This window comes from Streptomyces sp. CB02261 (assembly GCF_001905665.1).
Lineage (GTDB): Bacteria > Actinomycetota > Actinomycetes > Streptomycetales > Streptomycetaceae > Streptomyces.
The window spans coordinates 502,957-515,751 of the sequence record NZ_LIVX01000004.1 but is presented as its reverse complement, the minus strand read 5'-3'; the positions used below and the strand labels follow the sequence as shown (position 1 = coordinate 515,751).

10 protein-coding genes and 1 pseudogene are annotated in these 12,795 nt (G+C 72.7%); 4 read left to right on the top strand and 7 right to left on the bottom strand.

The features are described 5' to 3' along the window. Positions 1 to 9 precede the first annotated feature (9 nt). Positions 10 to 507, top strand: coding sequence for a hypothetical protein (locus tag AMK29_RS15710; RefSeq protein WP_073813181.1), 498 nt, complete (start codon positions 10 to 12; stop codon positions 505 to 507). A 467-nt stretch (positions 508 to 974) separates the two neighbouring features. Here the strand turns inward: AMK29_RS15710 and AMK29_RS15705 are convergent, their stop codons facing one another. Continuing rightward, on the bottom strand, positions 975 to 2,297 hold the full coding sequence (locus tag AMK29_RS15705; protein WP_073813180.1) for a DUF2254 domain-containing protein: 1,323 nt from the start codon (positions 2,295 to 2,297) through the stop codon (positions 975 to 977). 173 nt (positions 2,298 to 2,470) lie between these two features. On the opposite strand from AMK29_RS15705, the gene AMK29_RS15700 reads away from it, so the two are divergent. Beyond that, positions 2,471 to 3,622, top strand: coding sequence for a diaminopropionate ammonia-lyase (locus AMK29_RS15700; RefSeq protein WP_073813178.1), 1,152 nt, complete (start codon positions 2,471 to 2,473; stop codon positions 3,620 to 3,622). 161 nt (positions 3,623 to 3,783) lie between these two features. Here the strand turns inward: AMK29_RS15700 and AMK29_RS15695 are convergent, their stop codons facing one another. Beyond that, complete coding sequence (locus AMK29_RS15695; protein ID WP_073813177.1) at positions 3,784 to 5,619, bottom strand: thiamine pyrophosphate-requiring protein; 1,836 nt, start codon at positions 5,617 to 5,619, stop codon at positions 3,784 to 3,786. Between the two features lie 88 nt (positions 5,620 to 5,707). Further along, positions 5,708 to 6,034, bottom strand: a complete 327-nt coding sequence (locus AMK29_RS15690; protein ID WP_073813175.1) for a plasmid stabilization protein — start codon at positions 6,032 to 6,034, stop codon at positions 5,708 to 5,710. Positions 6,035 to 6,264: 230 nt separating this feature from the next. Here AMK29_RS15690 and AMK29_RS15685 point away from each other — a divergent pair, with 230 nt between their 5' ends. Next, on the top strand, positions 6,265 to 8,391 hold the full coding sequence (locus tag AMK29_RS15685; protein ID WP_241845388.1) for a SpoIIE family protein phosphatase: 2,127 nt from the start codon (positions 6,265 to 6,267) through the stop codon (positions 8,389 to 8,391). An 18-nt stretch (positions 8,392 to 8,409) separates the two neighbouring features. Here the strand turns inward: AMK29_RS15685 and AMK29_RS36710 are convergent, their stop codons facing one another. The 3 genes and pseudogenes from AMK29_RS36710 to AMK29_RS37080 form a co-directional block, all read right to left on the bottom strand. Then, positions 8,410 to 8,646 (bottom strand): hypothetical protein, encoded by a 237-nt coding sequence (locus AMK29_RS36710; protein ID WP_198942268.1) that lies wholly within the window; start codon positions 8,644 to 8,646, stop codon positions 8,410 to 8,412. A gap of 59 nt (positions 8,647 to 8,705) precedes the next feature. Beyond that, positions 8,706 to 8,759 (bottom strand): annotated as a pseudogene (locus AMK29_RS37085) (hypothetical protein); the annotation flags it as partial. 41 nt (positions 8,760 to 8,800) lie between these two features. Then, complete coding sequence (locus tag AMK29_RS37080) at positions 8,801 to 8,971, bottom strand: glycosyltransferase (protein WP_241845386.1); 171 nt, start codon at positions 8,969 to 8,971, stop codon at positions 8,801 to 8,803. A 270-nt stretch (positions 8,972 to 9,241) separates the two neighbouring features. Here AMK29_RS37080 and AMK29_RS15670 point away from each other — a divergent pair, with 270 nt between their 5' ends. Then, entirely contained in the window at positions 9,242 to 10,333 is a 1,092-nt protein-coding gene (locus AMK29_RS15670) for a PP2C family protein-serine/threonine phosphatase (RefSeq protein WP_073813172.1), read from the top strand. A 60-nt stretch (positions 10,334 to 10,393) separates the two neighbouring features. Here AMK29_RS15670 and AMK29_RS15665 read toward each other — a convergent pair whose 3' ends face one another. Then, positions 10,394 to 12,790, bottom strand: a complete 2,397-nt coding sequence (locus AMK29_RS15665) for a SpoIIE family protein phosphatase (RefSeq protein ID WP_198942248.1) — start codon at positions 12,788 to 12,790, stop codon at positions 10,394 to 10,396. Between the last annotated feature and the right edge of the window lie 5 nt (positions 12,791 to 12,795).

Here is a 12,795-nt window from a genome sequence, read left to right as displayed (position 1 = left end):
GGAGTGACGATGTCGCGTACCTGGCGTTCCACCCTCGGTGTGGTCGGTGCCCTCCTGTGGGTGCTGGTGTCCGCCTTCGCGGCGGGCCCGGCCCATGCGGCGGCCTCGGACGGGCCTCGCGAGGGCGGCGGCCACACCATGGTCATGCCGCCGGCGCCCCGGGGCGAGGGGCCGTCCTCGCGTGCCGTGGCGGCCGTGTCACCGACGGTCTCACCCTGGGCGGACTACGTGCACACGACGTCGGGCAGCCCCGTCACGTGCGCGTCGGGGAATCTCTGCACCGGGGTCTGGGACCCGGTGGTGGGCAAGTACAAGGTCTTCTTCCTCTACCGCTGCCACCAGTACTCCCTGTCCCACTGGAACGGCGTGGGCCAGGTGGTGAACAACCAGGTCGGCGCCGCCGCGTTCTTCTACGGCCAGAACGGCCAGGTGCTGGACGTCGTCCTGCCGGAGCCCACGCCCTTCACGTACGACTGGACGCCCGTGTGGTCCATCCGGAACTGCTGAGCGGCGCGCGTCGCCACCGTCCGGGAACCGGGCGGCTCCGCCCGGTGGTCGTGGTCGCCTTCGGCGGCCTCGGTCACCGGGCGGCCTGCGTGACTGTCGGCAGAGTGCGGGGCGTTCCGCGTTCCTGCGCAGCGGGCTGACGTCGGCCTGCGGGTGCCGCACAGTGGAAGGATGGCCGACGTTCCGGAGCCCGGTGGGTGCCGGCGTTGCCCCGACCCGTTCCCCGACGAAGAGCTGCTCCTGATCGGGGCGGCGGCACTCCTCGTCTCCGACGTTGCGCCGGCCTCGTCGGGCCGTCATGACGATCTCCAGCGCCGAGCCCTCGTCGGCGACGGCCAGTGCTTTCGTCACGCAGGCGGGAGACGGAATGACGACCTTTCGCCGAAGACTTTCGGGTTTGAGCCCTCGGGCTCGTCGTCACCCCGACACGGTGGGACGGGCCCCGGAGCGCACGGGCCGGTCACCGGTCAGCCGATTCCCTGTCGGTCCGGTCGCAGAGCGAAGGCGCGATCGGACGCGTCGGGGGCCTCCCCGCCGATGACCTGGAGGAGCAGTTCGCGGTGGCGCAGCAGCGGCTGGTGGCGTTCCGGCGGCGCGATGGCGAGGAGGTCGTCGAGCCCGGCCACCATGCGTCGCGAGACCTGCGGATTGCCCACGGCGCAGCCGCGCACCTCGGCGAAGCCGAGGTCCACCAGAGCCGTCCACGCCGGTACGGGCTGTACGAGCCGCACCTCGCCGGCCCGGTCGCGGTAGAGGGCTGCGCCGAGGGGGCGTCGGCTCAGCAGGGCCAGGAACTGCACGGTGCGGTCCAGAGCCTGCACCGCGGTCGTCGGGTCGTTGACGGCGGGCGACAGGGCGCGCAGCGCGATGTCGGACAACTGCCGCAGCCCGAAGGCCAGGTCCTGGTGGTAGGTGCGCTCAACGCCCACCGAGACGGTGTAGCGCAGTGTCCTGTCCGCCGGTGGCCGGCCGCCGTGGACCGCCAGGACGGGTGTACCCGGTACGAGGAAGTCACCGATCCGCGGGACCAGCCGCAGAGCCGTCCCGTGCCTGCGGGCGGTCCGTACCAGGCGGACGATGTCCACGTCCCGCAGCACACCGGCCCGGCCCGCGTGCGCCACCCACCCGGTCACGGGCCCGAGGTCGGGCAGCTCCTCGTGGTTCAGCGTCTCGGGCATCGCCGCCGCCACCCGGAAGGACTCCTTGGCGATCCGGGCGATCACATGACTGATCCGCATGAGTCTCAGGGTCGTGTTCACGTAGAACACGAACAGCAGCAGGCTCAGCGCGACCATGAGCAGCGTGAGCGCCGACTGCACCAGCGGAACGGAGATCACGGTACGCGGATCCGGGGCGCTGTCGTAGGCGGTCATGACGAGCAGCGTCAGGACGAACGTCGCGAGGAAGACCGCGAAGGTCGCCTTGGTGATCCGGCTGCGGACGAAGAGCCGCACCACGCGGGGGGTGAACTGGCCGCTCGCCATCTGGACCGCGACCAGGGAGATGCTGAAGACCACGCCGATGAAGGTCATCATCGCCGAGCTGACCGTGTTCACCACGCTCCGCGCGTCTTCCGAGAACCGCTGCAGTTCGGCGAGTGCCTCGAAGTCGCCGTCCCGCCTCAACTCGGTGACGATGGCCGTGTCAAGCGCGTCAGCCGCCAGCCAGACCACGAACACGCCGGCCATGGCGGCGGTCGGCGCGAACCAGAACGTGTCGCGCAGGTGCTCCCGCAGGGGTGCCAGCACCCGCGGCGGCGACGAACCCAGCGAGATGTCTCTGTCACTCATGGTCGGAACATAAGCCGCGGACGACGCCGACCGGCCCGACCGTGGATCCCGTCCGCGACGGCGTGTCGCCCCGGTCGGACGGGCGCCGACGTCCCGACCGCGCTCCGGGTCTCGCGATGACGGCGGGTCGGCGCCCCTGGACCGATCACGCGCTCACGCCGGACCCTGGGCGCATGACTGACGACGCTCCCTCCCTCCGGACACCGGCCTGGCTCCAGGGCACCGGCGCCACCCGCACCTGGCGGTGTCCGCCCGCGCCCGCCGACGTGCGGGCCTTTCACGCCGCGCTGTCCGGCTACGCGCCCACTCCGCTCACCGAACTCCCGGAACTGGCCGTCGAGCTGCGGGTCGGCCGGGTCTTCGTCAAGGACGAGTCGGACCGTCTGGGCCTGCCCGCCTTCAAGGCCCTCGGAGCGTCGTGGGCCATTCACCGCGTCCTCGCCGAGCGGGCCCGGGGCGGCGGGCAGCCCGGGCCGGTCACCTTGGTCACGGCCACGGACGGCAATCACGGCAGGGCGGTGGCGCGCATGGCGCGACTGCTGGGCCGGTCCGCCCACGTCTTCGTCCCGCGGGGAGTCCATCCGGAGGCCGCGGCGGCCATCGTCGCCGAAGGGGCGCGGGTCACCGAGGTGGCGGGGTCCTACGACGAGGCCGTCGACCGGGCCGCCGCGGCGGCCGCCGAGCCGAACGCCGTCCTGGTCCAGGACACCGCCTGGCCGGGGTACGAGGAGATCCCGGGGTGGATCGTCGAGGGCTACTCCACGCTGTGCGCCGAGATCGACGAACAGCTGGCGACGGCAGGCGTCACGGGAGGGCCCGGCCTCGTCGCCGTACCCGCAGGGGTCGGTTCGCTGACCCAGGCCGTGATCACCCACTACCGCAGCCGCCCGTCCGGACGTGCTCCCGCCCTGCTGACGGTGGAGCCGGAGGCCGCGGCGTGCGTACTGGAGAGCCTGACGGTCGGAAAACCCGTCAGCGTCCGCACCGGTGAGAGCACGATGGCCGGCCTGAACTGCGGCACGCCGTCCAGCATCGCCTGGCCCTTCCTGCAGAACGGTCTGGACGCCGCTGTCGCCGTCCGCGACGCCGACAGCGCCCGCGCCGCCGCCCGGCTGGCCGGCCTGGGCGTCGACTCGGGCCCGTGCGGCGCCGCGGCGCTCGCCGGCGCGCGCGTCATGTTCACCGGCGCGGACGCGGAAGGGCGCCGTACGGCGCTCGGCCTCGACGCGTCCTCGGTGGTCGTGCTGCTCAGCACGGAGGGAACAGCCGCCAACCCGCACTCCCCTGCGGGTCAGGAACCGGCCCTGCGCACCAAGGCTCCATGAGCTTCCGGGGGGCTCCCAGGCGGTGGGGGCGGCTGCTCCTCGAGTGGCCTCCCGCTGCGTCGGGCACGCCGGAGGAAGCACCCTCATCGGAGGGCCCGGACGGGGTGGCGGTCAGGTGCTCCACAGACGGCCGTGGAGCACCTGACGCGGGTCGTTCACTTTCACCGGGCGCTGTCGTCCCGTCCGGCGCCGGGACGGTCGTGGCGGTGACGGGTGCCGGGAAGGAACTCCTGGACCTTGGCCCTGAGGCCCTGCTTGAGGACGGAGCCGGTGTCGCTGTCGCCGTGCAGGATCGCGGTGGCGGCCGCCTCGATCTGGTCGAGGGTCGCGTGCGGGGGGATCGGCGGCACGGCGGGATCGGTGCGGAAGTCGATGACGAAGGGGCGATCGGCGGCGAGCGCCCGGTCCCAGGCGGCCTCGACGTGCTTGGGCTTCTCGACCCGCACGCCGTCGAGCCCGATGCTCCGGGCGATGTCGGCGTAGGGCAGGTCGGGCAGGTGCTGGGACTCCTCGAACTGCGGCGCGCCCGACATGGCGCGCATCTCCCAGGTGACCTGGTTCAGGTCACCGTTGTTGAGGACGGCCACGACCAGGCGCGGGTCGGACCACTCGTGCCGGTACTTCGCGGCCGTGACCAGCTCCATCATGCCGTTCATCTGCATCGCGCCGTCGCCGACGAGAGCGATCGCGGGCCGGTCGGGGTGGGCGAACTTCGCGCCGATCGCGTACGGCACGCCGGGCCCCATGGTGGCCAGCGTCCCGGACAGCGAACCGCGCATGGCACCGCGCAGCCGCAGGTGCCGGGCGTACCAGTTGGCGGCTGAGCCGGAGTCGGCGGTCAGGATCGCGTTGTCGGGCAGCCTGCCGTCCAGGGCGTGGACCACGTACTCGGGATTGAGCGGGTCGGCGTCCACGGCGGCCCGGCGCTGCATGACCTCCCACCAGCGCGCGACGTTCTCCTCGACCTTCTCCCGCCAGGCCCGGTCGGTCTTGCGGTGCAGGCGCGGCAGCAGCCGCTGGAGGGTCTCGCGCGCGTCACCGACGAGGTTCACCTCGAACGGGTAGCGCAGCCCGATCATGTGCGGATCGATGTCGATCTGCACCGCCCGCGCCTGGTCCGGTTCGGGCAGGAACTGCGAGTACGGGAAGCTGGATCCGATCACGAGCAGGGTGTCGCACTCCCGCATCAGCTCGTACGACGGCCGGGTGCCGAGCAGGCCGATGGCGCCGGTCACGTACGGCAGGTCGTCGGGCAGCGCGTCCTTGCCGAGCAGCGCCTTCGCCACCCCCGCCCCCAGGACGTCCGCCAGCCGCTCGACCTCGGCGCGTGCGCCGGCGGCACCCTGACCGATGAGCACGGCGACCCTCTCGCCGGCGTTCAGGACCTCCGCCGCCCGCGCGACGTCCTCGTCCGCCGGCACCGGGGCGTAGCGGCTCATGCCCAGGCTGGAGGGCACCATCTTGAACGCGTGCGCCGGCGGGCTGTAGTCCAGGTCCTGGACGTCGGCCGGAAGGATGATCGCCGTCACGGTGCGCTTGGCGTACGCCGTGCGCATCGCCCGGTCGATCAGGTTCGGCAGTTGCTCGGGGACCGTCGCGGTCTCGCAGAAGTCGGAGGCGACGTCCTTGTACAGGCTGTGCAGGTCCACCTCCTGCTGGTACGAGCCGCCCATCGCGCTGCGATTGGTCTGACCCACCAGCGCCACGACCGGGACGTGGTCCAGCTTCGCGTCGTACAGGCCGTTGAGCAGGTGGATGGCTCCCGGGCCGGAGGTCGCCGCGCAGACGCCCACCCTGCCGGAGAACTTGGCGTATCCGACCGCCTGGAGAGCGGCCATCTCCTCATGGCGCGCCTGGACGAACTTCGGCTTGTTGTCCGCACGCCCCCACGCCGCGAGCAGGCCGTTGATGCCGTCGCCGGCGTACGCGAAGACATGCTCCACCCCCCACTCCCGCAGCCGGTGGAGGACATGGTCGGACACCTTGGTGCTGGTCATGGGTTCCGTTCCTGTTCTGGGCGGCTGACGCCCGCGCGTCCGGACGGCCCGCCTCCTCGCCCGCGTGGTCTCTCCTGAGCCGGTCGGCTCAGCGGCCCAGGGCCTTCTTGAGTTCCTGCTTGTTCATGGACGAACGGCCCTCGACCCCCCGCTTCTTCGCCTCCGCGTAGAGCTGGTCCTTGGTCGGCCCCTGAGAACCGCTGTGCGAGCGCTCGCCGCCGCGCTGCGAAGCGGACTTCCTGTCGCCCGTGGAGGTCTTGCTCGCGGTCGCGGACTCACCGGAGCGGGCCCGCTCCATGTTCACGGTCCGCGCGGCGATCTCCTTCGCCCGCTTCTCGGAGCTGCCGCGCTTCTCGGCGCTCTCCTTGATGTGCTCGTACTGCCGCTCGCGCTTCGCGTTCGATCCTGCCGGCATGACACTTCCTCTTCTCCGACCGCCGCGGCCCGTCCGGCCGCGTGTGCCTTCCGGTTACCCGGTGGCCGGTGCCTCACTCGGCACCGGTCCCATCCCACGCGAAGTTCCCGGAGCGCGCGATCGGGCGGTGACCGAACGGGAGACCGGCGACGCCGCTCGCATGTCCGGTCGGTGTGCCCGCGCCGCCGCGTGACCGGATTTTCCCCTCCGGCGGGCTTAGTGTTCTGTACGTGGGTGATGACGGCGTCGCGTCTGCCGGCTGGGTGTCCCTGGAGCGGGTGCTCAGCGGTACGGTGCAGCGCACGGGAGCGGTGGCGGCGGGCGTGTACCTGCTGTCCCCGGACGAGCCGGTGCTGGCCCTGACGACGGTGTGCGGGCTGCCGGCGAAGACGCTGGCACCGTGGTGGAGGGTGGCCGTGTCGGCTGCCGGTCCGTTGTCCGAGGCGGTGCGGGAGGACCGTCTCGTCTGGGTGGGGCGGCAGGAGGACATGGCCCGTCTGTATCCGAACGCCGCGGCCGGGCTGCCCTACCAGTTCGCGCTGGCCTTCGCGCCCTTGAACGGAACCCGCCGGTGGGGGGCCCTGGCGCTGGTGTGGTCCGACAGCCACCCGCCCTCGTTGACCCGTCGTGAGCGCGGGCACGTCCTGTCCAGCGCCAACCGGATCACCCGGGTACTCGACGGAGCACCCGCCGTCTGGAGCGTTCCCGAGGAACCGCGTGCCGTACCGCTGCGGCGGTCCGGCCCGGACCCGACGCAGACCGGCCTGGCCGCCGACGACCTCTTGCAGCGACTGCCCGTCGGCGCCCTCGGCTTCGACCTGCAGGGGCGCATCACCTATCTCAACGACGCCGCCGCCCGGATGCTCGGCCGCAGTGCCGACAGCCTCCTCGGCACCCTGCCGTGGCAGGCCGTGCCCTGGCTCGACGCCCCGGTCCACGAGGACCACTACCGCGCCGCCGTCTTCGGCCGCGAGTCCGTCGCCTACACCGCCCCGGGTCCGTCCGACCGCTGGTTCGACATCCGGCTCTATCCCGGTGACAGCGGTATCAGCGCCTTCATCTCCCCCAGCCTCCGCGAGCGGACGCCCGACGCCCCGCCGCCCCGTGTCACCCCGGCTCCGTACACTCCGCCCCGCGGTGCCGGTACGGGACGGATCCACCAGCTGATGCACCTGGCGGCCGCCCTGAGCCAGACCGTCACCGTGGCCGACGTCATCGACGCGGTGGCCGATCAGATCCTGCCCGCTTTCGGAGCCCAGGGCATGGTCGTCTCCGCCGCCGACGCCGGCCGTCTGAGGATCATCGGGCACCGCGGCTACGACCCGCGCACCATCGCCCGCCTGGACGGCCTGCCGCTGAACACGGACATCACCCCGGTCGGCCGCGTCCTGGACAGCGGGGTCCCGGCCTTCTACGCCGCCCCCGCAGAGATGACCGTCGCCCACCCGCAGGCGCCCGCGCTCAGCGGCAAACAGGCCTGGGCGTTCCTGCCCCTGCTCGTCTCCGACCGCCGCGTCGGCTGCTGCATCCTGTCCTACGACCGTCCCCGCCGCTTCGGCGCGGGTGACCGCGCCGTCCTGGTGTCCCTCGCCGGCCTCATCGCCCAGGCCATGGACCGCGCCCTGCTGTACGACGCCAAGCACGACCTCGCCCACGGACTGCAGCAGGCACTCCTTCCCGTGGCCCTGCCTCCCGTCCCCGGCCTCGACGTCACCGCCCGCTACCTGCCCGCGACCCACGGCATCGACATCGGCGGTGACTTCTACGACCTGATCCGCCTTGGCGACGCGTCGGCCGCCGCCGTCATCGGAGACGTGCAAGGCCACAACATCAAGGCCGCGGCCCTGATGGGGCAGGTCCGCACCGCCGTCCACGCCACCGCCGGGGCGGCGCCCGGCGACGTCCTGGCCCGCACCAACCGCGTCCTGACCGACCTCGAGACCGAGCTGTTCGTCTCCTGCGTGTACCTCCACATCGACCTCGCGGAACGACGTCTCCACCTGGCCAGCGCGGGACACCCGCCCCCGTTGCTCCACCGCACCGGCCCCGCACCGCACACCGTCGCGCTCGAAGTGGAGCCCGGCCCCCTCCTCGGCATCCAGCCGTGCACCGCGGCCGACTACCCCGTCACGACCACCGACCTCCCCCCGGGATCTCTCCTCGCCCTCTACACCGACGGCCTCGTGGAGACCCCCGACACCGACCTCACCCACTCCATCGCCGCCCTCACCCGGCGGCTCACCCAGGACGCCGGGCGGCCGCTCGACGAACTGGCCGAGCACCTCCTCCACCACCACGCGGCCCTCCGGCACACCCGCACGGACGACACCGCCCTGCTTCTGTTGCGCAGCCGCTGATGCGGAGGGCCGGGGGCCTCAGCCGGGCCGGTCGGAGGTCCGGGCGGCCGCGGAATCCCGTCGGTGCCAGGAGCCGGTCCGGGCGTCGTGGGAGACCAGTCCGAGGCGGGCGAAGTCGAGCAGCCGGCCCTTCATGGGCCATTCGCCCCACCGGTCGTGGAACAGGGCGCCGTTGCGGAGGATGTCGTCCAGGTGCTCGACGGGCGGGTGGCTGACGCGGTGGTACTGGTGGTGGGCGAGGGCCCCGCCCACCACCACAGGTCCACGCCCCGGGCGGCGGCGGTCCTGGCGAAGTCGGTGTCCTCGCCGCCGTATCCGGTGTAGTCCTCGCAGAAGCCGCCGATCCGCCGCCACGTGGCCGCGGTCACGGCGAACGACAGAGACCAGAACAGCCGGTGGTCACCGCCGGTCAGCACCGTTCGGGCCAGTGGTCCCGTACGGTGGCCAGTCCGCCCTCCGCCAAGGCGTGGGCGGTGGCATGCTGTTCGCCGTGCGGCCGGGACTGCGGCACGACCACGGCGGGGACACGGGCGGCGGCACACTCGGCCACGGCGTTCTGCCCGGCGTGGGTGACCACCACGTCGGCCCGGCACAACAGCGGCCAGGGGTCGTCGGTCCAGCCCCCGGGCCGCCCAGTTCGGCTCCGCAGGCGGCGCAGGTGCCCTGGGCACGGCTTGCGTCGCGCGGACCGCCGCGAGCGCACCGCTCGGGCCGCGACTCGATCGTCGTACAACCGCCCCGTCCCCGCCTCCTGTGAGGCCGAACGGCGGAACACCGGCCCGGCCCCGGCCGGGGCGGCGGGTGTCCCGCCGCGTCGCTGAGCGGGCACCGCGCGGATAATCTGGGATTCATGATCGAGTCCGGACGGCCGCGGCTCCGTCGAAGTCACGGCAACGGCAGGCTCGTGCGGCTGTCGCCGGTCATTCTGACCGTCGTGATCGCCGGCCTGGCCTACGCCACCCCGCCGGAGATGGCCTTCAGCCGCCTCCTGCCCGCGGCGCCGGCTCTGGCCGCCGCCATGTGGCCGGTCCTCCCGACCGTCCTGCTCGGGACCGTCTGCCTCCTTCTGATGATCGGCCTCAGCCTCGTCTTCCCCGATCTGGGGGCGTGGTGGACGTGCGGGGGGATCGTCGCGGTCACCGTGGCCGCCGCGTACGGAAGCCACGTCCGGCTGCAGCGGGAACGCACCCTCTTTCAGGTGCGGCTCGTCGCCGACGCCGCCCAGCAGGTGGTGCTGCGGCCCCTGCCGCACCGTTTCCGCAACGTCGAGATCGAATCGCTGTACCTGGCGGCCGCCGCCGAGGCCCGCATCGGAGGGGACTTCTACGAGGTGGTCGACACGCCGTACGGAGTACGGCTGCTCATCGGCGACGTGCGGGGCAAGGGCCTGCCGGCGGTGGGGGCGGCGGCGGCGATCGTCAACGCCTTCCGGGAGGCGGCACACGGCGAGGCCTCCATGGCCGACGTCGCCCGCAGGCTCGACGCCAGCTGCGCCCGGCACAACGCCGCCCATCCACCCGAGGCACCGATGGAACGCTTCGCCACCGCGCTGCTCGTCGAGATCCCGCATCGAGGCAGCCGCATCACCATCGTCAACTGCGGACACCCCCCACCGCTGATCCACGGCCCGAGGACCGTGCGCGTCCTCGCGCCGTCCGCCCCGTCGCCCCTGCTCAGCCTCGCGGAGCTGCTCGGTGACCAGTACCGCGCGGACGCCTTCGACCTCGGTCCCGGCGAGCTCCTCCTCCTCTACACGGACGGGATCGCCGAAACCCGCGCCCGGGACGGTGCGTTCTTCCCGCTGACGGAATGGATGCGCCGGCAGCCTCCCACGCCTCCCCGTGATCTGCTCACGGCCCTGCACCACGACCTCCTCCGTCACAGCAGAGGCAGCCTCGACGACGACATCGCCGCCTTGGCGGTACGCCTGCACACGCCCTGAGCCATGGCCGGGGCGAGCGGAACCGAGACCCGAGTCACCCGCGGGGGCGGCGCGCGGCCCTCACGCCACGGGCAGGGCCTGTTCCGCCCAGATCGTCTTCCCTGCCGGCGTGTACCGCGTCCCCCAGTGCTCGGTGAGCTGGGCGACCATGAACAGTCCACGTCCGCCCTCCTCGTCGCTGCCGGCGTACCGGGCATGCGGTGAGGTGTGCTGCGAGTCGGAGACCTCACAGATGAGAGAACGGTCCCGGATCAGCCGCAGACCGATCCGGCCGAAGGCGTGACGGATCGCGTTGGTGACCAGTTCGCTGACCACCACCTCCGTGGTGAAGACCAGATCGTCCAGTCCCCACCGCCCCAGCTGCTCCGCGGCCATCGTCCGTGCGCGTGCGACGAGCGCGGGGTCCGGGGGCAGCTCCCAGGTCGCCACCTGACGTGTCCCCAGCGCACGGGTGCGCACGACGAGGAGCGTCGCGTCGTCCCGCACCTCGTCCGATGCCAGCGCGGCGACGGTCTGGGCGCACAATCGGTCGGGCGACGATCCCCGCTGCTCGCCGAGTACGGTCGCCAACCGGTCCAGGCCCACGTCGGCGCCCTTCCCCCGGGCCTCCACGAGGCCGTCGGTGAACAGGACGACCAGGCTCCCCTCGGCGAGCTCCTCTTCCGCGCCCTCGTAGGGAAGCCGTCCCACACCCAGCGGAAGCCCCGGTGGCAGACGAAGGAACCGGACGGGGCCGTGCGGTTGCACCACCGCCGGCGGCTGGTGTCCGGCGGCCGCCCAGGTGCTCGTCCGGGAGGCCGGATCGTAGATCCCGTAGAGGCACGTCGCTCCGACGGCGCCGCTGCCGTCCGCGCCTGTCCCGCCCTGGTCCGACGGGTCCTTGCCGACCTGATCGTTCAGCCGGGCCAGGAGTTCGTCGGGCGCGAGGTCCAGCTCGGCCAGGGTCCGCACCATCGCGCGCAGGCGCCCCATGGTGGCAGCGGCCCCGAGTCCGTGGCCGGGGACGTCCCCCACGACGAGTCCGACACGTGCCCCTGAGAGCGGTATGACGTCGAACCAGTCTCCGCCGGCGCCGAGGTGGCTGTCGGCCGGCAGGTAGCGACTCGCCGCCTCGACCGCGCTCAGCTCGGGCAGCGATCGTGGCAGCAGGCTGCGCTGGAGCATGAACGCGGCGGTGTGCTCCCGGCGGTACCGCCGGGCGTTGTCGATGCACACGGCGGTCCGCGACGCCAGCTCCTCGGCCACTGCCCGATCGCCGTCGTCGAAGGGTTCCGCGTCGTCGCCCCGCACGAAGGTGACGAGGCCCAGAGGCGTCCCCCGCACGATCAGCGGGACATACAGCCTTGTCTGCGGAACCACGGCGTCCTTGGTCGGGCGGCCCTGGGCCAGGCTCTCGGCCTGCGCCGATCCGGCGGCGTACGCGACCCGCTCGCCCACCCGGGAGGGATCCCCGTCGGAATCCGCCACGCGTACGAGGTCCCATGCCGTGACGGGCTTCGGTTCCTCTCCGTCGAGCACTCCTGCCGCCACGTCGACGGACACGGCGTCGGCGTACTGCGGTACGGCGATCTTGGCGAGCTCCGCCGCCGTTCCGGACGGATCGAGTGTCGACCCGATCCGCGCGCCGGCCTCCGCGAGGAGGGCGAGGCGCTGCTGCGCACGGTAGTGGTCGGTGACGTCGATGGACTGCTCGCACACGCCCACCGGCTCTCCCCGGCCGTCCACCAACCGGAAGTAGGACGAGGACCAGACGTGCTCACGCCGGGGGTCGGCCGGAGCGCGCCCTCGGAAGTGCACGTCGATGACCGGCTCACCGGTCTCCAGGATCTGTCGGAAGAGGTCCTCCGGCGGCGCCAGGTGCTGGGCGGTGAGGACGTCACCGGGAAAGAGTTCCGTCATGGAGCGGCCGAGCGAGGTGGTGAGGTCGCCGCCGAGCTCCCGGACGCTGGATGCGTTGGCCCACAACAGGCGCGCGCCGGGTCCGTAGATGGTCAGGGTCACCGGCGACTGGGTGACGAGCCCCTCCAGCATCGCCTGTCGGGTCTCCCACCAGCGCAGCCTCTCCAGCTCGGTCGCCATGAGGACGGCGTGGGGGGCCTGCCCCGAGGAGGCCGCGTCGGGGGCGGGGGTCAGGGGATGCAGGGTCACGGCCACGCGTACGGTGCCTCCGCCGCGGTGGCGCACGTCCACGACGGCACTGCGTGCGCCACCGAGCCGCGGCCGCCGGTCCCACCGCGGCTCGTCCGGTCCGTCGCGGCCGGCGTGCGGGGTGGCGATCAGGTCCACCGCCCGGCGTCCCCGTACCTGCGACGCCGTGTATCCCAGGAGGGCCTCGGCCTCGCGACTCCACCCGACGAGCACTCCGTCCGCGGCAAGCAGGGCGAAGGCGGCCGGGGGCGGTCCGAGATGCCCGCCTTCGTCCGCCCCGACGGGAGGCGTGAACGGCAGCCCTTCCATGCCTC

What these genes read in the sequence shown, in the direction of transcription:
- AMK29_RS15665 (WP_198942248.1), bottom strand. Translation starts at nt 12,790, where the DNA reads ATGGAAGGGCTGCCGTTCACGCCTCCCGTCGGGGCGGACGAAGGCGGG.
- AMK29_RS15690 (WP_073813175.1), bottom strand. Translation starts at nt 6,034, where the DNA reads ATGCCGGCAGGATCGAACGCGAAGCGCGAGCGGCAGTACGAGCACATC.
- AMK29_RS15705 (WP_073813180.1), bottom strand. Translation starts at nt 2,297, where the DNA reads ATGAGTGACAGAGACATCTCGCTGGGTTCGTCGCCGCCGCGGGTGCTG.
- AMK29_RS15700 (WP_073813178.1), top strand. Translation starts at nt 2,471, where the DNA reads ATGACTGACGACGCTCCCTCCCTCCGGACACCGGCCTGGCTCCAGGGC.
- AMK29_RS15710 (WP_073813181.1), top strand. Translation starts at nt 10, where the DNA reads ATGTCGCGTACCTGGCGTTCCACCCTCGGTGTGGTCGGTGCCCTCCTG.
- AMK29_RS15670 (WP_073813172.1), top strand. Translation starts at nt 9,242, where the DNA reads ATGATCGAGTCCGGACGGCCGCGGCTCCGTCGAAGTCACGGCAACGGC.
- AMK29_RS15695 (WP_073813177.1), bottom strand. Translation starts at nt 5,619, where the DNA reads ATGACCAGCACCAAGGTGTCCGACCATGTCCTCCACCGGCTGCGGGAG.